At 63.1% G+C, this 25,191-nt stretch carries 22 protein-coding genes; 13 read left to right on the plus strand and 9 right to left on the minus strand.

The features are described from left to right. Nucleotides 1-259 precede the first annotated feature (259 nt). The 9 genes from BSY16_RS26390 to BSY16_RS26430 all read left to right on the plus strand — a co-directional run bounded on the left by BSY16_RS26390 (nucleotide 260) and on the right by BSY16_RS26430 (nucleotide 9,437). On the plus strand, nucleotides 260-1,231 hold the full coding sequence (locus BSY16_RS26390; RefSeq protein WP_069062754.1) for a thiamine pyrophosphate-dependent dehydrogenase E1 component subunit alpha: 972 nt from the start codon (nucleotides 260-262) through the stop codon (nucleotides 1,229-1,231). After that, nucleotides 1,231-2,208 carry an alpha-ketoacid dehydrogenase subunit beta gene (locus BSY16_RS26395; protein ID WP_069062755.1) on the plus strand — a complete coding sequence of 326 codons (978 nt, stop codon included), beginning with the start codon at nucleotides 1,231-1,233 and terminating at the stop codon, nucleotides 2,206-2,208. Before BSY16_RS26390 ends, BSY16_RS26395 begins: the two co-directional genes overlap by 1 nt. 15 nt (nucleotides 2,209-2,223) lie before the next feature. Next, nucleotides 2,224-3,522: an acetoin dehydrogenase dihydrolipoyllysine-residue acetyltransferase subunit gene (locus tag BSY16_RS26400; RefSeq protein ID WP_069062756.1), complete on the plus strand. Its 1,299-nt coding sequence runs from the start codon at nucleotides 2,224-2,226 to the stop codon at nucleotides 3,520-3,522. 11 nt (nucleotides 3,523-3,533) lie between these two features. Next, the gene (gene proC, locus BSY16_RS26405) at nucleotides 3,534-4,349 is read left to right on the plus strand and encodes a pyrroline-5-carboxylate reductase (RefSeq protein WP_069062757.1); all 816 of its coding nucleotides are present in this window, start codon (nucleotides 3,534-3,536) and stop codon (nucleotides 4,347-4,349) included. Between the two features lie 23 nt (nucleotides 4,350-4,372). Continuing rightward, on the plus strand, nucleotides 4,373-5,107 hold the full coding sequence (locus tag BSY16_RS26410) for an SDR family NAD(P)-dependent oxidoreductase (RefSeq protein ID WP_069062758.1): 735 nt from the start codon (nucleotides 4,373-4,375) through the stop codon (nucleotides 5,105-5,107). A 51-nt stretch (nucleotides 5,108-5,158) separates the two neighbouring features. After that, the gene (locus BSY16_RS26415; RefSeq protein ID WP_069062759.1) at nucleotides 5,159-5,551 is read left to right on the plus strand and encodes a Rid family hydrolase; all 393 of its coding nucleotides are present in this window, start codon (nucleotides 5,159-5,161) and stop codon (nucleotides 5,549-5,551) included. A 66-nt stretch (nucleotides 5,552-5,617) separates the two neighbouring features. Further along, nucleotides 5,618-6,538: a DMT family transporter gene (locus BSY16_RS26420; RefSeq protein ID WP_069062760.1), complete on the plus strand. Its 921-nt coding sequence runs from the start codon at nucleotides 5,618-5,620 to the stop codon at nucleotides 6,536-6,538. Between the two features lie 109 nt (nucleotides 6,539-6,647). Then, nucleotides 6,648-7,970 (plus strand): NAD(P)/FAD-dependent oxidoreductase, encoded by a 1,323-nt coding sequence (locus BSY16_RS26425; protein ID WP_083243130.1) that lies wholly within the window; start codon nucleotides 6,648-6,650, stop codon nucleotides 7,968-7,970. 270 nt (nucleotides 7,971-8,240) lie between these two features. After that, nucleotides 8,241-9,437: a GGDEF domain-containing protein gene (locus tag BSY16_RS26430; protein ID WP_286157265.1), complete on the plus strand. Its 1,197-nt coding sequence runs from the start codon at nucleotides 8,241-8,243 to the stop codon at nucleotides 9,435-9,437. 110 nt (nucleotides 9,438-9,547) lie between these two features. Here the strand turns inward: BSY16_RS26430 and BSY16_RS26435 are convergent, their stop codons facing one another. Together BSY16_RS26435 and BSY16_RS26440 are read right to left on the minus strand one after the other, a co-directional pair. Beyond that, nucleotides 9,548-10,582: an ABC transporter ATP-binding protein gene (locus BSY16_RS26435; RefSeq protein ID WP_069062763.1), complete on the minus strand. Its 1,035-nt coding sequence runs from the start codon at nucleotides 10,580-10,582 to the stop codon at nucleotides 9,548-9,550. Next, on the minus strand, nucleotides 10,579-12,174 hold the full coding sequence (locus tag BSY16_RS26440; RefSeq protein WP_083243131.1) for an ABC transporter permease: 1,596 nt from the start codon (nucleotides 12,172-12,174) through the stop codon (nucleotides 10,579-10,581). Before BSY16_RS26440 ends, BSY16_RS26435 begins: the two co-directional genes overlap by 4 nt. 204 nt (nucleotides 12,175-12,378) lie before the next feature. On the opposite strand from BSY16_RS26440, the gene BSY16_RS26445 reads away from it, so the two are divergent. After that, entirely contained in the window at nucleotides 12,379-13,386 is a 1,008-nt protein-coding gene (locus tag BSY16_RS26445) for an iron ABC transporter substrate-binding protein (protein ID WP_069062764.1), read from the plus strand. A gap of 68 nt (nucleotides 13,387-13,454) precedes the next feature. Here BSY16_RS26445 and BSY16_RS26450 read toward each other — a convergent pair whose 3' ends face one another. From BSY16_RS26450 to BSY16_RS26470, 5 genes are all read right to left on the minus strand, one after another. Next, nucleotides 13,455-13,832 carry a hypothetical protein gene (locus BSY16_RS26450; RefSeq protein ID WP_069062765.1) on the minus strand — a complete coding sequence of 126 codons (378 nt, stop codon included), beginning with the start codon at nucleotides 13,830-13,832 and terminating at the stop codon, nucleotides 13,455-13,457. A gap of 9 nt (nucleotides 13,833-13,841) precedes the next feature. Further along, nucleotides 13,842-14,753 carry a glutathione-dependent disulfide-bond oxidoreductase gene (gene yghU / locus BSY16_RS26455; RefSeq protein WP_069062766.1) on the minus strand — a complete coding sequence of 304 codons (912 nt, stop codon included), beginning with the start codon at nucleotides 14,751-14,753 and terminating at the stop codon, nucleotides 13,842-13,844. Nucleotides 14,754-14,989: 236 nt separating this feature from the next. Further along, a complete protein-coding gene (locus BSY16_RS26460) occupies nucleotides 14,990-16,075 on the minus strand; it encodes an extracellular solute-binding protein (protein ID WP_069062767.1) in 1,086 nt (361 codons plus the stop codon). 26 nt (nucleotides 16,076-16,101) lie between these two features. Next, the gene (locus tag BSY16_RS26465; RefSeq protein ID WP_171902487.1) at nucleotides 16,102-17,100 is read right to left on the minus strand and encodes an agmatine deiminase family protein; all 999 of its coding nucleotides are present in this window, start codon (nucleotides 17,098-17,100) and stop codon (nucleotides 16,102-16,104) included. A 104-nt stretch (nucleotides 17,101-17,204) separates the two neighbouring features. Further along, on the minus strand, nucleotides 17,205-18,227 hold the full coding sequence (locus BSY16_RS26470) for an agmatine deiminase family protein (RefSeq protein WP_069062769.1): 1,023 nt from the start codon (nucleotides 18,225-18,227) through the stop codon (nucleotides 17,205-17,207). A 96-nt stretch (nucleotides 18,228-18,323) separates the two neighbouring features. Between BSY16_RS26470 and BSY16_RS26475 the strand changes: the two genes are divergently transcribed. Together BSY16_RS26475 and BSY16_RS26480 are read left to right on the plus strand one after the other, a co-directional pair. Further along, nucleotides 18,324-19,217 (plus strand): LysR substrate-binding domain-containing protein, encoded by an 894-nt coding sequence (locus BSY16_RS26475; protein WP_069062770.1) that lies wholly within the window; start codon nucleotides 18,324-18,326, stop codon nucleotides 19,215-19,217. Nucleotides 19,218-19,364: 147 nt separating this feature from the next. Next, entirely contained in the window at nucleotides 19,365-22,508 is a 3,144-nt protein-coding gene (locus BSY16_RS26480; protein WP_069062771.1) for a CHAT domain-containing protein, read from the plus strand. A 59-nt stretch (nucleotides 22,509-22,567) separates the two neighbouring features. On the opposite strand, the gene BSY16_RS26485 is transcribed toward BSY16_RS26480, so the two are convergent. Together BSY16_RS26485 and BSY16_RS26490 are read right to left on the minus strand one after the other, a co-directional pair. Further along, nucleotides 22,568-23,149, minus strand: a complete 582-nt coding sequence (locus BSY16_RS26485) for a tyrosine phosphatase family protein (protein ID WP_069062772.1) — start codon at nucleotides 23,147-23,149, stop codon at nucleotides 22,568-22,570. 101 nt (nucleotides 23,150-23,250) lie between these two features. Beyond that, the gene (locus tag BSY16_RS26490) at nucleotides 23,251-24,171 is read right to left on the minus strand and encodes a LysR family transcriptional regulator (protein ID WP_069062773.1); all 921 of its coding nucleotides are present in this window, start codon (nucleotides 24,169-24,171) and stop codon (nucleotides 23,251-23,253) included. 140 nt (nucleotides 24,172-24,311) lie between these two features. Between BSY16_RS26490 and BSY16_RS26495 the strand changes: the two genes are divergently transcribed. Continuing rightward, entirely contained in the window at nucleotides 24,312-25,085 is a 774-nt protein-coding gene (locus tag BSY16_RS26495) for an SDR family oxidoreductase (RefSeq protein ID WP_069062774.1), read from the plus strand. Nucleotides 25,086-25,191: the final 106 nt, after the last annotated feature.

Here is a 25,191-nt window from a genome sequence, read left to right on the forward strand (position 1 = left end):
ATTCCCCTTTTTGTGCTGATTGGCGATGACCGGGCGATCCGGGCATCAAAAGTTATTTGTTATATAATATGACGCCTTTCGCTTTTGTCCAGATGGATCGGCGCCTGGCGCAAGTTATTTCACAATGCGTTGTTTTTACGGAATTTAACTGGATTTCTCGGGCCTTTGCCGCGGATTTTCTCCACAGGTGGCAAAAAACGAATTGCGCCCGGTTTCGAATATGATACTTGTTATAACAAATCTGAAGACGAGGATTACGATGAGAAACGCGCCATCCACGGACGAGCTGAAGGAAATCCACCACAAGATGGTGGTGACGCGCGAATTGGAGGAGGTGCTTGGTGCCTACGCGAAGGAAGGCAAGACGCGCGGGCCTATCCATCGTTGCGATGGCCAGGAAGCGGTCGGTGTTGCAGCCTGCGTTGCGCTGCGTTCCGACGACTATGTCTGCACCACTCACCGCGGACACCATGTCTATGTCGGCAAGGGGCTGACGGCGCGCGGCATCGTTGCCGAAATCTTCGGCCGCGAGACCGGCTACTGCAAGGGCCGGGGCGGGCACATGCTGCTCGGCGACGTAACGACCGGCATGCTGGGCGGCAACGCCATCGTCGGCGCCGGCATTCCGGCTGCGACAGGCATGGCGCTCTCCATCCAGATTCTCAAGCAGGATCGCGTTGCGATGGTGGTCTTCGGCGATGGCGCTGCCCAGACGGGTATCTGCCACGAGGCCATGAACATGGCGGGGCTCTGGAAGCTGCCGGTGATCTTTGTTCTCGAGAACAATCAATACGGTCTCACGGTGCGCCAGGACGTGCAGTCGCCGGTGGCCGATCTCAGCATTCGCGCTGCCGGTTATGCGATGCCTGGTGAAATCGTCGATGGCAACGATGCCGAGGCGGTCTACCGTTCCGTGGCCGCCGCCGCCGAGCGCGCACGCCGTGGCGAGGGGCCGAGCCTGATTGAGGCGAAAACCTATCGGGTCAAGGGCTTCTCCACGTCCGATATGGGCGGCTATCAGTCCGAAGAGGAAATGGCGCCCTGGCTTGAGCGCGACCCGATCAAGCTTTCGGCTGAAAAACTCGCAGCCCTGGTGGGTGCCGAAACAGTGTCGGCGATCGAGGCTGCGGCCCGTGCGGAGGTCGCAAGCGCCTTCGAGGTTGCGCTTGCCGACCCGTTTCCCACCTTCGAAATTCATGCCCCCTCGGCCGCCTACTCGGAGTCCAAGTAATGACCTTGATGCGTTATGCAGAAGCGTTGAACGCCGCCCTCAGGGAGGAAATGCAGCGCGATCCGAGCGTGTTCCTGTTCGGCGAGGACATCGGCCGCTATGGCGGCGTCTTCAAGGTTTCCAAGGGCTTGCGTGATGAATTCGGCGATGCCCGGGTGCGTGACACGCCGATCTCGGAACAGGCGATGACGGCCATGGCTGTCACCGCGGCAATGTCCGGCACGCGCCCCGTTCTCGAAATCATGTATGCCGACTTCCTGCCGCTGTCGCTTGATGCGCTGGTCAACCAGGCCTCGGTCTTCACCTATCTCTGGGAAGGCCAGGTGGATATTCCCTTCGTGCTTCGCACACAGGGCGGCGGCGGCGTTGGCACGGGCGCCCAGCATGCCAAGAGCCTGGACGCCATGGTCTGCCATATTCCCGGCATCAAGGTCGTGGCGCCGGCAACACCCGCGGACGCGAAAGGTCTCCTGAAGTCGGCAATCCGCGATCGCCAGCCCGTGGTCTTTCTGGAGCACAAGTTACTCTACAACACGCGCGGCGAGGTTCCGGACGGTGATGACGTGCTGGTGCCGATCGGCAAGGCGCGGACCGTCGTCGAGGGTAAACACGTCTCGATTTTCGCCTCGTCGAAAATGGTCATCGAAGCGGAGAATGCCGCAAAGTTGTTGGCAAAAGAAGGCATCGAGGCTGAGGTGATCGATCTTCGCACGCTTCGCCCGCTCGATCTCGACGCCATCCGCCAGTCCATCGCCAAGACCAACCACGCCGTCGTCGTCAATGAGGGCTGGACGTTCTGTGGTTACGCGTCCGAGCTATCCGCGACGATCATGGAGTATTGCTTCGACGATCTGGATGCGCCGGTCGTGCGTGTGGCGATGCCTGACATGGCGATCCCCTATTCCGAGCCGTTGGAAATGGCCGTTTTGCCAAATGCAGCGAAGATCGCCGCCGCGGCAAAAAAGGCGCTCGCTTAGGGCCGGGAGAGAAATATGGCAACGCCGATAACAGCAGGCGCCATCGCCGGCGAATATATGGAAACGTTGGTGATCGTCGAATGGCGCGTGGCAAAGGGTGACACCGTTGCCGAGGGCGACGTTCTGCTCACCATCGAGACGGCAAAAGCCGCGGTTGACGTCGAGGCGCCCTGCGATGGTGTCATCAGCGCCATCTTCGCCGAAGCGGAGAGCGAAGTGCCGGCGGCAGCGGTTCTATGCCTGATCGGCAAGGACCTGTCGGATGTGAGCTATGACGGTGATGAAACACAGGCTGCCGATGCCGGCAATCCGCCGGCATTGCCGGCTGTCCAGGTCGCGTCTGTCGCAGAGATGACGCAGATCGTATCCGCCGGGTCACGGATCGTGGCAAGCCCTGCTGCGCGCCTGGCTGCCCGGGAAGCGGGCGTCGACCTGCGGACCGTCAGATCAAGCAGCGCGTCGGGCCGCATCAAGCTGCGCGATATTACTGCGGCATCCCGCGCTTTGCCGGTTGTTACGGCAATCTCGCCGGCCACCCTGCCCGCCGACGAGAGTGGCCCACTCAAAGTTCACCGCAGTGGTACCACGAGTGGCGCGCCGGTTTTCCTTATTCATGGTTTTGCCAGCGATTCCCTGTCCTGGTATCCGCTCGACCGGCATCTTGCCAAGAGCCACCCCGTCTATCGCCTCGACCTGCCCAATCACGGTGCTTCGCCGAAACGTCAGGTCGGCACATTTGCCAATCTCGTGCGTGAAGTGCGCGAGGCTTTCGACGCTCTCGATCTCGATAGCGTGCATGTGATCGGGCACTCGCTCGGCGGTGCGCTGGCGCTTGCGCTGGCGGATACACGCCCCCGAAAAATCGCCTCGCTGGCACTCCTTGCACCCGGTGGGTTGGGGCCAAAGATCAACGGCGACTTCATCGGCGGGATCGCCCGGGCTTCCCGGCCCGAAAGCCTCGAGAGTTGGCTGAAGGTGATGGTTTACGATCCACGCCTCATTGACCCGGCCTTCGTCAACGCTGCCTTTGCGGCGCGCAAGGACGCCGGTCTGCGCGCCGCGCAGAGCCATATGGGCGAAACGCTGTTTGCCGACGGCACGCAGGGTTTCGACCTTTCCGCCGCCCTGCAACGACTGGAATGCCCGGCGCGGATCGTCTGGGGCCGCAAGGACAGGGTACTCGATTGGAAAGACGCCTTGCGGGCGCCCGGCCATGTCGGGCTGCACCTGCTCGCCGATGTCGGGCACGTTCCGCAACTGGAAGCGCCGGATCTTACCCTCGACATCGTCACTGCGCTGATCAAGAGCGTCTGAGAGGAAACGTCATGTCGCACACGCTTCTTCTTATCGGTTGCGGGAACATGGGCTTTGCCATGCTGCGCGGATGGTTGAGGGAGGATCCCTCACTCATCGTTCATGTTGTGGAGCCTACGGACGAGCTTCGCAAACGTGCAGCCAAGGCCGGTGCCAATACTGTTTCCGATATTGCCGATCTGCCGGAAGGCCTTGCGCCCGTTCTCGTATTCGTTGCCGTCAAGCCGAACCTTGTCCAGCCGGTTTTGCAAGGGTGCAGCGGCTTCGCCGAACGCGGCGCGACCTTTGTTTCGGTTGCGGCAGGCGTCACGACTGCTTCTATGGCCGACGTCCTTCCCGCCGGGGCGGCAATCATACGCTGCATGCCCAACACGCCGGCCGCGATTGGCGACGGCATGCTGGTTCTCTACGCGCGTGATGGTGTTTCGGACGATGCGAAGCACCTCGTTTCCACGCTGCTTGCCACGTCGGGCGTGGTGGCCTGGATCGATGACGAAGCGCAGATGGACGCCGTCACGGCCATTTCCGGCTCCGGTCCAGCCTATGTCTTCCACTTCATCGAAGCCTTGACGGAGGCCGGCGTGGCGCTCGGCCTTCCCGCAGCAATCGCTTCCCTGCTCGCAAAACAGACCGTCCGCGGTGCCGGCCGGCTTGCCATAGAGGCGGATGTCGATCCTGCGACCTTGCGCCGGCAGGTCACAAGCCCCGGCGGCACGACCGCCGCCGCATTGGACGTCTTCATGAACGATGATCGCACCGCGCGGCTCGTGGCCGAGGCCACGCGCGCCGCCCGCGACCGCAGCATCGAACTCGGCAAACCGAACTGACATAAATCTGGAAGGACATAGACATGATCAGCCTCATTACGGGCGGCGCGCAGGGCATTGGCTTTGCAACGGCGGAACACTTCATTGCCAGGGGCGACAAGGTCTGCATCTTCGACCGTGCCGGCGTGGCCGAAGCCAAGGAAAAGCTCGGCCCGGATGTTCTGGCCATCGAAGGCGATGTCACCAACCAGGCGGAGGTTGACGCCGCGGTCGCCCTGACGATCGAGACTTTTGGCGGGCTCGACACCCTCGTTACCGCAGCCGGCATCGTGACGGTCGAGCCTGCGCTCGATGTGGCGCCCGAGGCATTCATGCGTATGATGAACGTGAATGTGCTTGGCAGCTTCCTGCCGGCCCAGAGCGCGGCGCGCCACATGAGCGAGAATGGCGGCGGCAGCATCGTCTTCATCGGCTCCGTCTACGGCTCCGTCGGCGCGCCGAAGCGCACCGCCTATTGCGCCTCGAAGGGCGCGGTTCACAACATGATGCAGTCGCTCGCGACAGAGTGGGGACCGCTCGGCATTCGCGTCAATGCTCTGGCCCCCACAGGCGTACGCACGCCGATGGTGCAGAACCTCATCGACAACGGCCTCTACAACATGACGGGCGTGCGCAACCGCACGCCGCTTGGCCGTATCGCCGAACCGGAGGAAATCGCCGCCGCCGCCGTGTTCCTGTCCTCGCCGGGGGCCGCGATGGTTCACGGCGCCGTGCTGCCGGTGGATGGCGGCTGGATCGCCAACGGCTTCACCTGGTGACGTGTTTCTCAAACCATCCCTTTTTCCGTTCAGACACGAAAGGCTGTGACAATGACGAAGCGTATCAACATCTCTTCCGGATCCTCCTTCGAGAAAGCCTTTGGCTATTCCCGGTGCGTGAAGGTCGGCGACACCGTCTATGTGTCGGGCACCGTCGGCATCAATTTCGAGACGGGTGAATGCAGCCCCGACCCGGTCGAACAGCTTCGCCAGGTCATCGGCAATATCGAGCCCTGGCTGGAAAAGGCCGGCGCCTCGCTGAAGGACGTCGTGCAGATCACGACCTATGTCACCTCCGCCGAAGTCTTTGCCGCCATCGGCCCGACGCTGAAGGAAATCTTCGGCGAGATCCTGCCGACGAATGCAGCGCTCGTCGTCCAGTTCCCGGTCCCGAACGTTAAGGTCGAAATCTCCGCGACGGCTGTCATCGGCTGCGGCGCCTGATAAAATAGCGGCCGCCGGACTTGCCGGCGGTCGCTCCCTTTCTTGGCCTCCTTGCGAGCGTCCGGCATGCTTCGAAATCTCATTCATCCCGACAACCGGCATGCCCTCACCGTGGGAATTGGCCTCGTCATTATTGGCTATTTTCTCTTCGCGCTGAATGACGTGGTGGCCAAGTTCCTGGTCGCAAGCTTCGGCGTCGGGCAGGTGCTGACCATCCGTGCAATCGGTGCCTTTGCCGTTCTCGTGCCGCTGGCCCGCCAGCAGGGCGAACATCCCTTCCGCAACGTGCATCGACCGCTCGTGCAGATATTGCGCGCCCTTCTCATCACGCTGGATACGGCGTTGTTTTACGCCGCCGTCGTCTATCTGCCCCTCGCCGACGTCATGACGTTCTATATGGCCGGGCCTATCTACATGACCGTGGCGTCGCATTTCCTGCTCGGCGAGCGGGCCGGCTGGCGGCGCTGGAGCGCGGTTCTGCTCGGCTTCATCGGCGTCGTGGTCGCGCTCGATCCTTCGACATCGGCGTTCTCGACGCCGGCCTGGTTTGCGCTCATCGGCGGACTTGCCTACGCACTCACACTGGTGCTCAATCGCTCCCTTGCGCGGACAGGAGATGCGACCCTCGGCATCTACCAGGGTCTTGCGACCTTCATTCTCGCCGGCGCTGCTTCTGTTTTCGACTGGCGACCCTTCACCATGGCCGAAGGTGCATCCATGCTTCTTCTGGGCGTGATCGGCGCATTTGCCCATCTCGTCGTCACGCGTTCGCTGAAGCTTGCGCCGGTATCGATCCTGGCGCCGTTCCAATACACTCTTCTGCTGTGGGGAATGCTGTTCGGATTTTTGTTCTTCGGCGACATTCCGGGTCCCAACATGATCGTCGGATCGGCGATTATCGCCGTTGCCGGCCTGTTCATCTCCCACCGCAAGGCGCGAAAGGTGGAGACGGTTCCGGACAGCGACCTGCCGGCGCAACTGCCATGAGCCCATGTCCATGGCCATGTGCGACCGAGAACTACACGCCAGCCCAGAGCCGTGAGCGTCGACGCGTTTCGCAAACACTTTCCCAACACCTCATCGAAAGTCCCTGATCATGTCTATGGCAAGCCCGATCGATCCAACCATGCAAGGCGTCGTCTGGACGAAAACCCTGCAGGAAACCGTTCGCGACTATCCCCGCCTCGCCGGCGAGGAGACTGCCGACCTCGTCGTTGTTGGTGGCGGCTATTCTGGTCTCAATACGGCGATCCACGCGGCGCGAAATGGTTTGAACGTTGTTGTGGTCGAGGCCGGGCGCGTTGGAAACGGGGCCGCCGGTCGCAATGGCGGCTACAACGTGCCCCATTTCCCGGGTGGGATGACACCCTCCGTCGTCGAAGCCGCCATCGGTCCTCGCAAAGGCCGCGCGCTCGCCGACCTGGTGCTTCAGGGGGCGGATGCCGTCTTCCGACAGATAGAGGCGTTCCAGATCAAGTGCTCGGCAGTGCAGAACGGCTGGATGCAGCCGGCACATTCCGATACCTCGATGCTGAAGGTGCGCAAGGTCCATGATGAGTGGAAAGCGCTCGGCGCCAAGGTGGAATGGCATTCCGCCGCTGATGTCGCCGACCTTCTCGGTGCACGGGGCTATCTCGGCGGCTGGTCCAACGCCGAGGGCGGGACCGTCAATCCATACAGCCTCGCCGTGGGTTTGGCGCGTGCCGCGGAGCAGAGCGGCATGCGTATCTTCGAGAACAGTCCGGTCGATGGCTTTGAGGAGACGGGGCAGGGTGTCGTCGTCCGCTGCGGGGCAAATCGCGTTTCCGCCAAATCTGCCGTTTTCGCCACCAATGCCTATACGGGCGATTTTCTGCCGGCGATTCAAAAGACGGTTATTCCCGTTTACCTCTATCATGTCGCGACGAAGCCGCTGCGCGAGGAGTTGCGCGGCGAAATCCTGAAAAGCCAGCTTTGCTTCACGGACCTGCGCAAGTCCGGCGGCTTCGGCCGTCTCGATGCGGAGGGGCGCCTGATTTCGGGTGGCGCCGTCTTCGATTTCGGCAACAAGATTGCTTATGGGCAGGAGCATGCCCGCGCGCGCATGAAGCTGCTCTTCCCCAGGCTGACGGATCGGGACATCGAACTGGAAAGCTATTGGGAGGGCTATTGCGCGGTGACGGAGAGCTATCTGCCGCATATCCTGCGGCTTGGCCGCAACGTCTTTTCCGTCGGCGGCTTTTCGACGCGCGGGGTCAATCTGGCCCAGAATCTCGGGCGGGTCGTGGGGGAGTTCATGGCGGGAAAACGTGATCTCGACAGTATTCCGGTCAACATCTACGACCAGCGCCACGACGTGCCGCTCTGGTCGATAAAGACAAGGGCAGCACGCTATGTCTTCCCATATTATCGAATGAAAGACGCGATGGGGCTGAGCTAGCGCGCGTTACCCTATAGCCTCGGTGTGTCCCGGTACGAGAGGGCAGTCATCGGCTAGGCGACGCCGCCCCCCGCGCGTCGTTTGGCTGGCGGCCCGGCGCAATTCTGGTCGGTTTTGCCAAGAAGTTCGTGCCGGGTTTTCATACAATCTTCCGCGGCCCGCGCTTGCTTCGATGCGGAAATATGTCACGCTACGGCACAGAGTGCCGGCCAACGCGTCGCAGCTTTAGGTCGTTGTTCAGCTTTCTGCCCTAACGTCAGGCAATCTTGCATGCGGGGATTTCGGATGGGCGTCGTGACGCTGGACCAGGTGGAGCGCCAGATAGCGCGGGGTTTTCGCCTTCTGCGCTTCGCCCCGGATATCGAGGCCGCGTTTCGCAAGGACTATGCGGCGGAACGGGTGCGGTTGGCAGCGATCTGGGGTGTGATCGGCACCCTGATCTACGACCTGGTCTATTTCGGCGATCGCACCATGATGGCGGACGTCTTCAGCGAGCTGGTCATCGTTCGTTTCCTGGTGTTCACGCCCTTCGTGATCGGATGCATCCTTGCCGTTCGCCGCTGGCCGGATGCGCTTCTTTACGACATTCTCTCCATTGCGATCGCCGTGTTGGGCGTCACCTTGCCCATGGCCGTCGCCACGCAGAGCTCAAGCCCCTACCTTTTCGTCTACCAGAACGGCAATTCCGCCGCCTTCCTGTTCTTCGTCATCGCATTGCGGCCACGGTTTCCCGCCGTGCTGGCAGGGCTTGTGTTGATGTGCGCCTCGCATTTCACCACCACGCAGCTGACCGGCGCCTTCGATGCCGTTACCTATTCCGGCATCGTCACCTTTTATGTGACGCTCTCGATCTTCCTGGCGGTAAGTGCCTATTTCCTGGAGCAGACGGACCGGCAGAATTTTCTCAACCAACTGCGGGCCAGCCTGCTCTACGGGCAGCTCGAATACAATTCCGAACGCGATGAACTGACGGGACTGCTGAACCGGCGCTCGCTTGCGCGGATTTGCGAGCGGCTGTGGAGCAGCAATCACCAATCGGGGGTCGCCGCCATCCTGCTCGACATCGACCATTTCAAGCGGTTCAACGACGTCCATGGCCATATCGAAGGCGATGCCTGCCTTCGCACCATCTCGCAGTGCATCCGCGACACGGCGGATGAGGCATCCTTCGTGTTCCGCTTCGGCGGCGAAGAGATGCTCGTGCTTTCGCCCATCCGGGAACCCCTGACGGCGCTTGCAACGGCGGAGCGCATCCGGGTGGCGATCGAAAACCTGGCCATGCGCCATCGTGGGCTCGAAGAAGGCTGCGTGACCGTCAGTCTGGGGGTAGCCTTCGCGGCGCCGTCCGAGGTGACGCTCGAGGGGCTTCTGCGGGATGCCGACAGCGCGCTCTACGAAGCAAAGCGCAAGGGTAGAAATATGGTGGCGCTTGCCGGCGGGCCGGTCGCCGGCACCCGTGTTGCCTAGGTCAACGTTTAAAGGCGCACTGCAGTGCCTGACCCGGATTACCGTCCGGTGTGCGTCGGGCTGAACGGTTTCATCGCTCGACCTGCGGCTTAGCCAGCGCTCCATTCCGACTATGAGAAAACGTGGGCCTTGCCCGTCACGCCGAGGCGCACGAGGGCGCCGAGCGTAGGCAGGGCTATGCTCGACGTCTTGATAAGGATTGGCGGCAACGCGACATCGGCAAGGGCGACGGCGACGGTGCAGACGGCGCCGCCGAACTGGACATCGACCACGCGTCCGCCGTCCTGTGGCGCGGTGCCGTCAACGACGATACTGATCTGTTCCGGTCGCAGCATGATTTCCGCCTTGCCCGCGTGGCCGCCTTCGACCGCCACGCGCCCCAGGGCACAGTCCGCGAAACCGTTGGTAACCGTTGCCGGCAGCAGCACGGCGTCGCCGAGAAACCGCGCGGTGTCCCGGTCGCGCGGATGCTGGTAGAGCGTCTGGGGCGAACCGGCCTGGACTAGGCGCCCCTCCCGCAGCACGGCGACCTGATCGGCGAAGGAGAGCGCTTCCGCCTGGTCGTGGGTGACGAGGATGGCGGTGATGCCGGCCGTCTGGAGAACGCGCACGACTGCCTTGCGCATGGTCTCGCGCAGGCCCGTGTCGAGGGCGGAGAAGGGCTCGTCGAGCAGCATGAGGCGCGGCCGCCGGCCGAGCGCCCGGGCCAGCGCCACGCGCTGTTGCTGCCCGCCGGATAGCTGGTGCGGTCGACGCGTCGCCATGGCGTCGTCGAGCTCGACCATGTCCAGCAGTTCGGCGATGCGGCGCGTCCGATCCGGCGCGCCGCGCTCGAAGCCGAAGGCGACATTTTCGGCGACGCTCAGATGCGGAAACAGCGCGCCATCCTGTGAGACGATGCCGATGCCGCGCTTGTGTGCCGGCACGCCCGCCGGTCCCTCGGCGAGCCGCTTTCCGTCGAAACGTACAGTGCCGCTGTCGGGAAATTCGAAACCGGCGATGATGCGCAGCAGCGTCGACTTGCCCGAGCCGGAGGGGCCGACCACGGCGGTCCGGCTGCCGGGTTCGACGGAAAGGCTGACGTCATCCAGCGCGGCCACCGACCCGTACCGCTTACTGATGGTCTCGAGATGCAGCAGGGTCATTGGCCGGCGGTCCGTTTCGATTGGGCATGGAGGAGGAGGGTGAGCGGTAGCGACAACACGACCATCATCACCGCATGGGGTGCGGCGGCGACATAGTCGATCTCGCTGGTGAGCGCCCAGAACCGGGTGGCGAGCGTATCGACGCCGGTCGGTGCCAGCATCAGTGTAGCGGTCAGCTCATTGGTGATGCCGAGCGAGACAAGGGCGACGCTGGCTGCAGCCCCGGGCGCGGCGAGCCTGAGCGTGATCTGGCGCACCGCCTGGCCGGGCGTGCGGCCGAGCGCCATGGCCGCGCGCTCCAGTTCTACCGGCGCCTGCGCGATGCTGGCGCGCAGGCCCACCATGGCACGCGGCAGGAAGAGCAGCACATAGCCGGCGAGCAGCAGGGCGAAGGTCTGGTAGAGCGGCAGCAGAAACCGCACCGTGACCGACACCAGCGCGAGCGCCACGACGACACCCGGCAGCGAGCCGACATAATAATGGCAGGCCTCGAGAAAGCGTTGCAGCCGGCCGGGTGCACGCACGGACAGCCAGGCCATGGGCGCTGCGGCAATTGTCGCGAGGATGCCGCCGGCGAGGGCCAGCACCATGGTTTGTCCCACCGCGCTTGTGACCTCGTTGTTCCAGATGGCGGTGCCGCCGAGCCAAAGCCATCGCCCGAGCGTCAGCAGCGGCACGCCGAGGGTCAGGACCGCGAGCGCTGCAGGCAGGAGCAGGATCGGCAGAGCGAGACGCCCGAGCCGCTGCCGGGTGGCCGGTCGCGCAGCACCCGCCCCGACGCGGGCGTAACGCTCGTTGCCGCGCAGCAGCACTTCGAGGCCAAGCAGGAAAAGGCAGCAGGCGACCAGCACGCCGCCGATCATGCTGGCGGCCGGGCTGTTATAGGAGGACTGGAACTGATCGACGATGGCCGTGGCCAGCGTGTCGAAGCGGATCATAGCGAACAGGCCGTATTCCGACAGGAGATGCAGGCCGATCAGCAGCGAGCCGCCGCAGATGGCAAGGCGCAGTTGCGGCAGGATCACGCGGAAGAACACAGCGACGGGCGCATGGCCAAGCGAGGCGGCGGCATCCTCCACCGCGGGATCCAGCCGTCGGAGAGCCGCGGCCACCGGCAGGTAGAGAAACGGAAAATAGGCGAGCACCGCGACGAACACGCCACCGGAGAGACCCCGCATGCCCGGCACGAGACTGACCCACGCATAGCTGTGCACGAAGGCCGGCACGGCGAGCGGCGTTATCGCCAGCCACGCCCAGAGGCGCGCGCCCGGAATGTCGGTGCGTTCGGTCAACCAGGCAAGCCCCACGGCGACCGCGATCGACAGCGGAATTGTCAGGACTTCGAGATAGAGAGTACTGAGGATCAGCTCGCCGACGCGTGGGCGGAAGACCAGCGTCTTTACCGTTTCCCAGCCGACATCATAGGTCACCCAGCCGATGAAGCCGAGTGGCACGAGGCTGAACAGGGCCACCAGCGCGGCAAACACGATCACCGGCACATGTGGGAGCGATGTGCCCACGCGCCTGCGCGCCGGCCAGGCGTCGGTGAATGCTTCCGCTGTGCTATCCTGCAACACGGCCCATGCCTTCATGCCACGCGAACAAGTGGAGGCCGTCGCAGCATTCCGCGGCCATCCGACCCTGCCGTAAGGATTTCTTGAGTAAAAGGCAATGGTTTGTCACGCGGCAACTGGCGCGCTGCACATCGCTTCTGGTATCGATCGCAATCCCGCTATAAGTAGAGTCTTGCGGACCAGTTTTGTGTCGGCATCCGGAATTTCGAGCAGGAGAACACCATGAACATGTCGATCCGAATGACAGCGGCAGCGCTGTCGCTCTTTGCTGCGGCGTCACTGGCTTCAGGCGTCCGCGCGCAGGAAGCGGATGAACTCGTCATCTACAATGCCCAGCACGAAGGGCTCGGAAAGGCCTGGATCGAGGCCTTCACGAAGGAGACGGGCATCAAGGTGGTGGTCCGCAAGGGCAGCGACATGGAATTCGCCAACCTGATCCTCCAGGAAGGCGACCTGACGCCTGCCGACGTGTTCCTGACGGAAAATTCGCCGGCCATGGCGTTGCTCGATACGGAAGGACGCTTTGCACCGGTCGACAAGGAAACACTCGATCAGGTGCCGGCGGAGTATCGCCCGGCAGATGGCATGTGGACCGGCATCGCCGCACGATCAACGGTTTTTGCCTATGACAAGACGAAGCTCACCGAAGAGACGCTGCCCAAGTCCATGCTCGACCTTGCCGCTTCGGCCTGGAAGGGCCGTTGGGGCGCGTCACCCGCAGGCGCGGATTTTCAGGCGATTGTGGGGGCATTGCTGCAGCTCAAGGGCGAGGAGGCAACGTCCGCCTGGCTCACGGCGATGAAGGAGAACGCGACGCCCTACAGAGGCAACAGCGTTGCCATGAAGGCGGTCAATGCCGGTGAAATCGAAGGGGCGGTGATCTATCACTATTATTGGTTCGGTGATCAGGCGAAGACCGGCGAAAACAGCAGCAACGTGGCGCTGCACTATTTCAAGAACCAGGACCCGGGCGCCTTCGTCAGCATCTCCGGCGGCGGCATCCTGAAGACCAGCAAACACCAGAAGGAGGCGCAGGCCTTCCTGAAATGGATCACCGGCAAGTCCGGCCAGTCCATCCTGCGCGATGGCGATTCTTTCGAATATGCGATTGCGGGTGAGGCCAACCCCAAGCTCGTTCCGCTCAAGGATCTCGATGCGCCAAAGGTCGAAGCCTCAACGCTCGACAACAAGAAGGTCGTGGAACTGATGACCGCCGCCGGCCTGCTTTGATGCTTGACGGTGCGCGTCTATCGGCCGCGCACCGTCCATCTCACAATCTGGGATCGCAGGGCGCCTGCCTATACTTCGAACACGTCCTCGAACGATTCAGGGAAGCTCTTGCGGGCGACCCGTTCGTCGATGACCAGCATCGCCTCATAGGACATCGGGTCGAACTCCTTCTCCACCGACAAGACCTCGCGGCCGAAAAGCAAACTGAGGCGGGCGGCGTCGAGATTGCCGCGCTCGAAGGGTTCCGGGCCGAAATGGTGCCAGAGGGCATGCAGGAAGGCGGCGTCGATGCGGTGTTCGGCGGTGCCGGGACGGCCACGACGAGGCAATGCCTTGATCGGCGTCACCCCGCGTGGATTGGCGCGGCGGATGGTGAACTGCACGCCCGTGCCCGGCATGCCGGATGGAAAGCCGCGGTGCTTGATCATGTCGGGCAGGGTTGCCATGGGATGCTCCTATGCCGTTTCCTGGCCGATCTTGTCCTGCGTCTTCGTCTCGAAGTCGGAGGCATCGTGCCGCTCGTGCAGCTGTTCGGATGGATCGCCGTTCAGCCGGTTGACCATGCGGCCGCGCTTGACGGCCGGGCGGGCGGCGATTTCGGCCGTCCAGCGCTGGACGTTCTTGTAGCTGTCGACATCGAGGAAGGTGCCGGCGTCGCCATATTGCTTGTGTTGCGCAAGGCCACCATACCAGGGCCAGATCGCCATGTCGGCGATGGTATAGGCAGTACCCGCCATGAACTGGTTTTCGGCCAGATGCCTGTCGAGCACGTCGAGCTGGCGCTTCACCTCCATCGCGTAGCGATCTATGGCGTATTGGATGTGGATCGGCGCATAGGCGTAGAAGTGGCCGAAACCGCCGCCGAGGAAGGGTGCCGAGCCCATCTGCCAGAACAGCCAGTTGAAGGTCTCGGTCCGGGCGCGCAGGTCGTCCGGCAGGAAGGCGCCAAATTTTTCAGCGAGATAGAGCAGGATGGAGGCCGATTCGAAGATGCGGACCGGTGCCCCGCCACCCTTCGGCGCGTGATCGAACAGCGCCGGAATCTTGGAGTTCGGGTTGACATCGACGAAGCCGGAACCGAACTGGTCGCCGTCCCCGATGCGGACCGGCCAGGCGTCGTATTCGGCGCCCGTGTGTCCCGCCGCCAGAAGCTCCTCCAACAGGATCGTCACCTTCACGCCGTTCGGCGTGGCAAGCGAATAGAGCTGCAGCGGATGTTTCCCGACCGGCAAGGCCTTGTCATGGGTCGGGCCGGCTATGGGGCGGTTGATATTGGCGAAGGCGCCGCCATTGCCCTTTTCCCATGTCCAGACTTTCGGCGGTTCATACCCGGCGGGAAAGTTATCGGCGGGGGATCTCTCAGTCATGCAAAATATCCTTGTTCTGAAGGAGCATATCCAATTTGAGAGCGCAGCGTCACCCGGCACGAGGCGGTGCGCTGTATCTCTGCACAGTTCTATCGTGCCCGCATGGCCGGGCACCCTTCAGATAGGGATGGTTTTGACAAACTGCGACAGCCGCCTCCCGACATTGTCAGACAGAAGGCGGCTTTTTATGCGGCTGGCTCGAAGGTGAAGTGAAGCGAACGCGACGCCCCTGAGGGCTATCGCAATCCTTTCGCGCGATCCCAGGCTTGCGACCACATTTTCAGGGCTTTCTGGCTCAGCGCTTTCGGCAGGTGCAGGCGCTTCTGCGCCTCATCGGAAGGATAGAGGTTGGGATTTTCCCGCAGCTTTTCGTCGAGCAGGGCGAGTGCCGCCTTGTTCGCTGTCGAGAAGCCGGTCTCCGTCGCGGCCGCGGCCGCGATCTCGGGACGCATGAAGAAGTCGATGAAGGCGTGGGCGGCTTGCGGGTGGGATGCGTCGGCCGGTATGGCGAGCACGTCGGTCCAGACCAGGTTGCCCTCCTTCGACAGGCGATAGGTAACGGTGAACGGCTTGCCGGCTTCCTTGGCGCGGCTGCTGGCGATCAGCATGTCGCCGGAAAAGCCGATGGCGAGGCAAAGGCTGCCGTCGGCGAGATCGTTGACATAACTGGAGCTATGAAACTTGCGCACATAGGGCCGGACCTTGGTGACGACCTCCACCGCCTTTTCGAGTTCGGCCTTGTCGGTCGTGTCCGGGTTGAGCCCGAGATAGATGAGCGCTAGGCCCAGCACCTGCTCGGCATCATCAAGCATGCCAACGCCGCAGGAGGCGAATTTTTCGACGATTTGCGGATCGAAGACCATCCGTAGCGAATCGACCGGCGCGTCGGGCATGATTGCCGTCACCTTCTCGACATTGTAGCCGACCCCGGTCGTGCCCCACATCCAGGGTACATTGTGGGCATTTCCGGCATCGACGCTTTCGCCGCGGGTCAGAACGGTGGGATCGAGATTGCCGAGGTTGGAAAGACGGGTGCGATCCAGCGGCGCCCAGACCCCGACCGGAAGCTGGCGCAGCAGGTGGGGGGAAAGGTTGACGGTCACGAGGTCGTAACCGGATTTGCCCGTCAGCATCTTGGTCTCGACCATGTCGTTGGAATCGAACAGGTCGTAGGAAACCTTGATGCCCGTCTCCTTCTCGAATTCAGCAATCGATTGGGCGCTGAAATAAGACTCCCAGGAATAGAGGTAGAGAACCTTCTCTTCGGCCTCGACCGAGGTGGCGAAAAGGCATGCCGTCGCAAGTGCCAGCCAGCGTTTCATCGTCGTTCTCCGTTTCTGATGGCGGGTCATCGGGGTTGCTGCTGCGTGACACAGTGGATGCCGCCGCCGTTTTCGTAGATGCGGTCGGCGTCGATCTGGACGATGCGGCGGCCGGGATGCAGCCGGCCGAGAACATGCTTCGCCAGCGCATCCGCTTTCCTGTCGCCGAATTGCGGCGTGTAGAGCGCGCCGTTGCCGACATAATAGTTTGCGTAGCTGCTCAAAAAGTCCTCGCTCGTCGAACGCCCCTCGGTCGCCGAGGGAATGGAAGCGACCTCGAAGGTACGGCCGCGGGCGTCATGCGCTTTCGCCAGGATGGCAAGCGCCTCGTCATGGGCGTGCGCCCATTCCGACGTGTCGCCGGGATAGCTGCTGGCCACGATGAGACCCGGCGCCACGAAGCGCAGCGAGCCGTCTATATGCCCGTCCGTGATATCGAGTCCGCGCACGCCCGGAACCCAGATGACGGTTTCGACACCGAGGGCGGCCTTCAGGCGCTGCTCGATGTCGGCGCGCGTCATGCCGGGATTGCGATTGTCGTTCACCCAGCAGCTTTCGGTGAGGAGAAGCGTGCCGTCGCCGTCATATTCGATACCGCCGCCTTCGCCACAGAGGTCCGCATCGTGACGGTCGACGCCCGCCAGCGCCGCAATCCGTGCGGCAAGCTTGCCGTCGCGCGCATGAGCCTGCTTGTTGCCCCAGCCGTTGAAGCCGAAATCGACGGCGGCGACGCCGCCATCTGCCTTGCGAACGAAGACAGGGCCGCTGTCGCGCGCCCACATGTCGTCAGTCGGGATATCGACCAGCTGGACCTTCGGTCCGCAGAGGCGGGCAGCCAAACCATGCTGGTCCGCCGGGGCGGCCATGGAAACGGGCTCGTTTTCCGCGATCGCCGCGGCAAGCCGGCCGAGCGTTTCCTGAACACTTTCGAAGTAGGCGCCGGGGCCGCCATAGAGGCTTGGTGTCGACGGCCAGGCCATCCATGTTTTCTCGTGTGGTTCGGCTTCGGCGGGAACGGCTATCATCCCGATATTCTCCTCTTCGGCACGGCTGCGCGCAGCTGGCATCAATGCCAGTCCTGCGGTTGCCAGAACAAAGCTACGGCGTGACAGGGCAGTGTATTGTCCGGTCACAGGGGCTGTTCCTGCGTGATGCAGTGGATCGCGCCACCGGCGGGCACGACGGCGCCGACATCGACGGTGACGATCCGGCGGTCCGGGAAGGCGACGGAAACGGCTGCCTTGGCCTCCTCGCCGGAAGGGCAGCCGAACGTCGGCATCACCACGCCGCCATTGGTCAGCGCAAAATTGATATAGGAGCGTGCAAAAATCTCGCTGGTCGCCTCAACATCGTAGGCTTCCGGTATGGGAATGACCTCGAAGCTGCGGCCGCGCGCATCCGTCTGGCTGCGCAGGGCGGCGAGATTGTCGGCGAGAATGCGTCCGTGCAGATCAGTCGGATCGGGATTGTATTCGAACATCACGACGCCCGGGCGCACGAAGCAGCACATGCCGTCGACATGACCGTCCGTCTCCAGGTCCAGCGGATCGCCCGGCAGCCAGACGACCTTTTCAAGGCCGAGCATGCGCAGGAGTTCCTGCTCCACCCACGCTTTCGAAAGGCCCGGATTGCGGTTGGGATGAAGCAGGCTCGTTTCCGTGGCGATGAGCGTGCCATCGCCATCGCAGGCCAGCGAACCGCCTTCGCAATGAATGAACGATTGCGCGATCTCCGCCCCTTCATGCGCCAGCACGCGGCCGGCCAAAGCATCGTCGGCGTCGAAAGGCTTGTGTTTGCCGCCCCAGGCATTGAAGCGCCAGGAAACGCCGGCAAGACCGCCATCGTCCCGCTTCATAAAGGTCGGGCCGGAATCGCGAATCCAGCAATCGTCGATCGGCATCGCGACCACCTCGATACCGTCACCGAGATAGGCACGGGCGTCGTCGGCGTGCTCGGGATGCGCCACCATGCTGACGGGCTCGAAGCCAGCAATCGCATGGGCGACGTCGGCATAAGCCCGCTGCATGGCCGGCAGGCGCTCGCCATAGAGATCCTTGCGGTGCGGCCACGCCATCCAGGTCTTGGCATGCGGTTCGAATTCACCCGGCCGGCGCAGCTTCACCTGTGGTTGCGGCGATACTTTCGTATCCATTCTTGACTCCTGTTCATTTGCTGCGCTCATTATTCGCCGAACGAATGCGGCCTACAAACGAGAAGCATTCCTGCTTGAAATGAATGGAATTCATGAATGGTGAAGTTTCGGCACATTCCGCCGACCCAGTTCCTGAAGGGGTTCGAGGCTGCTGCCCGCCTTGAAAGTTTCAGCCGAGCGGCGGAAGAAGTGGGCCTCACCCAGTCGGCCATCAGCCACCAGATGCGACTGCTCGAAGGCCAGATCGGACAGCCGCTGTTCCTGCGCATCGGCCGGGAGGTGCGGCTCACGGATGCCGGGCGCGACTATCACCGCACGGTGCGGCGCTGCCTTGACATGATGGAGGAGGGCTACCGGCGCCTCGAACCCTATCGCAAGCCCGGCAGCGTCGTCATCTATGCACCGCAGGATTTTGCCCGGCGCTGGCTCCTGCCGCGTCTGCCGGCGTTGAGAGCGGCAGCGCCGACCTGCGAACCCTGGCTGGACACCAGCGGCGCGACTGTCGATTTCGAGACGATGGAAGTGGACATCGCCCTCATCCACGCCCACGAGCCGCCGCCCGGCTGCGAAAACCTTCTGATCGCCCGTGACCGCCTGTCGCCCGTTGCCGAACCGGGGCTTGCAGCGGGGCTGACCCAGCCGTCCGACCTGCTGCAGGCGCCGTTGATCCATGAGGAGGGTCCGATCGGTTGGGCTGACTGGCTGGACCATGTCGGGATTGAAGCCGGCAAGGTCTGGAAGGGAACGAATTTCAGCGACAGCGACATTGCCCTCGCGGCTGCGGAGTCGGGGCAGGGTATCGCGCTGGCGAGCCTGTTCCTGGCTGGAGACGCTCTTGCTGCCGGTATCCTGGTCCAGCCCTTCGTCGAGACAGTCGATTCGGGCCGCGCCTGGTACGCGCTTTCCAGCGCGGAGCGGCTCAAGGATGGCGACGTGCGGGGCGTCTGGTCCTGGTTGGAGAAGCAGGCCATGGAAAGGGAAACGGATTAACCGGCTCCGCGTCACGGCGTCGCCGTGCCGGCACCTCTGGTCTTGATTTTTGAATAAGGGTCTTATTTCAACCGTCGAAGCTCTAGCAGTGGCGCTTCTCGATCGGGCGCGTCGATAGATCCTTTCAAAGCCTCGAGAAGTGCCTTTATGTCTTTGTTTCCTCGCTTTCATCGCCTCGCTGTTTCCCTAATTCTTTTCGTTTTCCTGACCGCACCGGGTTTTGCCCAGGCGCCGACGCAGGAGGCCATCCGGCAATCGGACGCGATTGCGGTGGAGATGAAGGCGCTCGCTGAACAGGGCGACACGGACGGCGCCCGCCGCAAGGCGCAGGAGGCGAGCGTGCGGTTCAAGGCGCAAGGCGAGGCCTGGCTTGCCGCCAGCTACGCCGTTTCAGCCGCCGATTATGCCATGCGCGCGGGGGATGCCGCGGGCGTCGACGCGGAATATTACCCCCGAATGCAGGAGTTGCTGGCGACCCTCGATCCGGTCGAGGAGACGCGGGCCAACCTGCTGCTCGAATTGTTGATGAATGCCAAGGGCAAGCTTGGCGATAAGGACCGGCAGGACGCGCTCGGGGAGCTCTATGAAGAGCGGATCCGCAAGGCGCATGGCAAAAACAGCGAGCAGGATATCGACGGCCGGGTGCGCACAGCCTACAGCCTGCTCGAAAACGGCCGTCTGGAGGATGGCCTGAAGAAGATCCGGGCAGCGCTCGCCGCATCGCAGAAGACCGAACTGCATGGTGTGACGCTGCGGCACTACACGCAGATCGCCCGCAGCCTCCACGCAAGCGGCCTCAACGACGAGGCGGCCGCCTTCTTCCACGAGGCCGAACAGACGCGGGCGATCCGGGCCGATGCGAAGGAACTGGCCGATTTCTATCTCGCCTATGCGGAGTTCCGCACGGCGGTGCCGGATCCCCAGCAGCATTTCGTGCCGCTCTATTCGATGGCGACCAATCTCTTCGCCCGTTTCTACGGCCACGAATCCCCTGAACTGATCCACGCCACGGACAAGCTGGCGACGGCCCTGTCGGATGTCGGGCAATACGGCACCGCGATCGACCTCGAACGGCGCAATTACGAGATCGCCCAGAAGTCGCTCGGTGACGACGACACCGTTACATGGCGCATCGCCAACAACCTGGCCGACATGCTGCGCGGTCTCGGTTCGCCGTCGCGCGCATTGGAATACGATCTCAAGGTGCTGGAAAATCGAACCCGCCACTACGGGCAGAATCACTTCAACACGCTGGTGAGCGCCAACAACACCGCGCAGAACTATCTCGATCTTGGCAACTATGGCGAAGCACGGCGCTATTTCGCTCTCTGCCTCGACATCTCCAAGGCGCTCGGCGATCCCGTGACGATTGCCGGTATGGAGGCCTGGCTTGCCTATACCGATCTCCTGTCGGGTGCTGCGCCGCTGGATGCGGCGGCCATCAGCCGCATGGATGCGCTCATCACCGATTCCAACTACCCGGCCATATTGAGCATGAAAGCGGCCGATCTGCTTGCCGGTCATTTTGGACTGAAAGGCGATACGGAGCGCCAGATCAAACATCTGCAGCAGGCCTACAGCATTGCCGGCGGTGAAATGGGCATGGCCCATCCGCTCGCCTTTGCCGGGCGCATTGCCATCGCGAATGCCAAAGCCGCGACGGACAAGGCGACCGCCGCGCAGGAGTTCGCCGGCATCGACCGCGACATGCTCGGCTGGGTCCATCTCCAGGTCTCGGTCGCCGGCGGGCGAGAGGTCGGCGAAGCGGTGCGCGCCATGGCCGATGGCATGCTCTATGACTATGCGCGCTTTGCCGAGTACAACCCCGCGGCCGTCCCGGCCTTTGCCGATGCGACGCGGCGCTGGCCGTCGCTGGCGACCGCCGATGCCGACAATATCCTGAAACTCGCCCGCACGATCGACTCGTCGGATGGTGAAACCGCCCGCCTGCTCGACCGCATCTCGCGCCTTTCGCGCATCGCCCGCGAGACGTTCGCGGCGGATGTCGAACAGGACCTCGCCTACGAATACCTGGCGGAGACCAAGACGCTGGAGCGGCAGCTCAACGACCGGATCGTTGCGCGCTATCATCTCGATCGCGAAACGGTGCTGAACCAGGCGCTGCCGACACCGGCGGATCTGCTTGGGCAAGACCAGGCGCTCGTCCAGTATTTCACGACCCTCAAATGGCGGGCGGACAGAGAGGGCGCAGATCCGATCGCGGATACCAGGCTCTACGCCATCGTCTGGCGCAAAGGCGCGGCACCGGTGCTGAAAGCGCTCGGTGATCCGCGAAAACTGTTGTCGAACGACGAGGAGATTGTCGCGGCCCTCCAGACGCGTGAGCGCAGTGGAGATGACAACAGAGGATTGCGCATAGACGCGAGCAAACGTGCCTTCTCAAGCCTGCACGACCGGTTGGTCGCGCCGCTCGAAAAGGAAATATCAAGTGCGAAGACGCTCTTCATCGTGCCGGACGGGCGATTGTTCGCCTTGCCCTTTTCGCTGCTGGAGGATGCCGACGGCAAATTGCTCGAAGAGCGCTTCACGCTGCGGCTCCTGACGGAGCCGGAAGCGCTCTACCGCGCTGTCGACGATCGGGCGCTGCCAGCAGAGGGCCGGGTCGTGTTGGCCGGTGGCATCGACTATGCCAGGGGAGAGGAGGGCGGTGCCATGCCCTTGCCGGGCACCCTGCGCGAGGTGGAAGCCATCGGCAAGGTCCTGTCCCGCCCCGGCCTGAAGATCGAAACCCTCACGGGAACGGATGTCGGCGAAACAGCGCTCCGCGAGCGCATGACGGGAGCCGCCATTGCCCATCTGGCCACGCACGGGGCCTATGGCAGCCCGAAGAACGGCGGCGCCAGCAATGTCGACACGCTCTGGCAGAGCGAGGTCATCCTGGCGCAATCCGGCGATAGTCGTGCCATGCGTCGCGACGAGAAGGACGGGCGGCTCTATGCCTTCGAACTGATGGGTTGGGACCTTTCCGGCCTCGACCTGCTGGTGCTGTCCGCCTGTGAGACAGGCCGTGGCGACGAGGCCTTCGTGGGCGGCGTGCGAGGTCTGCCGACCGCGGCGGGCCTTGCCGGTGCAAAGCGCTCTCTGCTGACGCTCTGGCCCGTTGCCGACGACGGGACGGCTGATTTCATGGTGCGCTTCTACGAACACCTGAAGGCCGGCCAGACCTATGCAGCCGCGTTGCGCAGCACGCGGCGCGATGCCATCGAAGGGCGGATCCCGACGGCAAGGGATCCGCTGGTCTGGGCCGCGTTCGTGCTGTTCGAGAACTAGAGCAATTCCAGCAAAAGTGGGTACCGATTTTGCGTCCGGAATTGCGTAAAAGCAAAGCTCTAGGCGTTGTCGAAGATTGCCATGTCGAGTTCGGCCTTGCGGCCCAACGTCGTCATCCATTCGGTGAACTGGGGACGATTCCGGATTTGGCGGCCGTAATGGCGGCCGAGGGCTGCTGTGAGATCACCCTTGCGGCCGAGCTGTTCGTCGGCAAAGCTCACCATCTGCGAGTTCGGCCAGGCCTGCGGACGAATGCCGACAAGACGGGTGAACAACGCTTCGCCCGGTTCGTCCGGATTGGCTTGTGCCATCAGCGTCAGCATGGCGGCAGTCGAGCGCGATATGCCCATATGGCAATGCACGAGCAGATGGCTCGCCCTCTGTCGCCCGTGGAAGTCCGCGCCGAATTGCAGGATCGCTTCGACATGGTCGGGATGCGGCATGGTCCGTTCCGGCGCCGCGGCAATGATGTCGTGAAAGCGCAACGTGGTCCGATGGTGCTGGCCATAGGTCTGGAACACGTCTAGCTCCGGGTATTCCGGGTCGATAATCGACAGCACGTGGGTCACGTTCCGGGCTTGCTGGCCCGGCAGTTCCTCGATCCCGCAAACCGAGAGCTCTGGAGAGAAGACGACGTCCATTTTCGAATCAGTCCTTAGTCGATGGGTGGTTTTCGGGACGATAGAGATACAGCAGGGGGAAGCGAAGGCAATTTCGTTTCGCCGGTGACGCGCGCCGGTCGTCAGGGGACGCTTGATGGTTGGGGCAGTACGGCTTGTCTCAGCACATGCTCCAGCCAATCGGCAAAGACCAGCAGGCGGCGGGAAAGATGCTGGCGGTGCGGGTAGAGCAGCGTCATCGGCAGCGGTTCGGCGCGGTGCTGCGGCATGACCTCGACGAGGTCGCCCGCGTCGAGATGCTGGCGAACGTCGTAGGCGGGGATTTGGATCAGGCCGAGGCCGGCGAGGCAGCAGGCGATATAGGCTTCGGCGCTGTTGGCGGTGACGCGTCCACGCATCGGCAGGGTGCGCAGCACGCCGTCCTCCAGCCATTCCCAAGGCTCGACCCGGCCGGTGGACGGCGAGGCGTAGTTGACCGCCCAATGCGTGCCGAGATCGTCGGGTGTTTGCGGTGCGCCGTGCCGGGCAATGTAGCCGGTGCTGGCGACATTGATCAGCGGCAGATGCCCGATCGAACGGGCAATCAGCCCGGAATCGGTCAACGGGCCGACGCGCAGCACGCAATCAACGCTATCCTCCACCAGGTTGATCGCCCGGTCCGTCACGCCGAGATCGATGTCAATTGCCGGGAACCGGTCGAGGAAATCCGGCAGCGCAGGCGCGATGATGAGCCGTCCAATCCGCCCCGGCACGTCGATACGCAGCCGACCGGCGGGTGCGGCGCTGTTGTCGCCGAACAGTCCTTCCGCTTCCTCGACGGCGGCGACGAGGTGCAGGCAGCGCTGGTAGAAGGCCAAACCATCCTGGGTGGGGGAAACGCGTCGCGTCGTGCGGTGCAGCAGGCGGGCGCCAAGCCTGCCCTCCAGGGTCGCTATCGCCGCCGAGACCGATGAGCGCGGAAGGCCGAGCGTATCCGCCGCCCGGGTGAAGCTCGCGCTTTCGACGACGCGGGTGAAGATGCGAAAGAGGTCGATGCGATCCAAGCGGCCCCGCCATTGTTCGTTGATCCTGACATATGATGTCAGACTGTCCGGCTTTATTGCAACATTCCAGTCGATAAGTTTGCTCCGGCGTCAGGCGGGCACCATGCCCGGCCAAAGCATTGCTCAAGGAGAACCACACCATGACCGACCATTCCATCAAGGGTAAGACCGTCATCATCGCCGGTGGTGCAAAAAACCTCGGCGGCCTGATCGCCCGCGACTTCGCCGCCCATGGCGCCAAGGCCGTTGCCATCCACTACAACAGCCCCGCCACGAAGGCGGATGCAGACGTCACGGTTGCCGCGGTCAAGGCGGCGGGTGCCGAGGCGGTCGCTTTCCAGGCCGATCTGACGACCGCCGGTGCCGTCGAAAGGCTGTTTGCCGATGTCGTGACCGCGCTCGGTCGTCCGGACATCGCGATAAACACCGTCGGTAAGGTGCTGAAGAAGCCGATCGTCGACATTTCCGAGGCCGAATATGACGAGATGAGCGCCGTCAACGCGAAGTCCGCCTTCTTCTTCCTCAAGGAGGCCGGCAAGGCGCTGAACGACAACGGCAAGATCTGCACGCTCGTCACATCGCTGCTCGGCGCCTACACGCCGTTCTATTCCAGCTATGCCGGCACCAAGGCGCCGGTCGAACACTTTACGCGCGCGGCATCCAAGGAGTTCGGCGAGCGCGGCATCTCGGTGACGGCGATCGGCCCAGGCCCGATGGATACGCCCTTCTTCTATCCCGCCGAAGGGGCCGATGCGGTCGCCTATCACAAGACAGCGGCCGCGCTGTCGGGTTTCTCAAAGACCGGCCTTACCGATATCGAGGACATTGTGCCCTATATCCGCTTCCTCGTTTCGGAGGGCTGGTGGATGACCGGCCAGACCATTTTAGTCAACGGCGGCTACACCACAAAGTAAACCTGAGCGGAACCGTTCGGGATCGCCAATCCCGAACGGTTCACGACTTCGTGGGTCGATTGCCCTGGAAGGGGCCACGGATTGACGCTGCCCGGTCAAATCATGT

It is taken from the genome of Sinorhizobium sp. RAC02 (genome assembly GCF_001713395.1).
Taxonomy (GTDB): Bacteria; Pseudomonadota; Alphaproteobacteria; order Rhizobiales; family Rhizobiaceae; genus Shinella.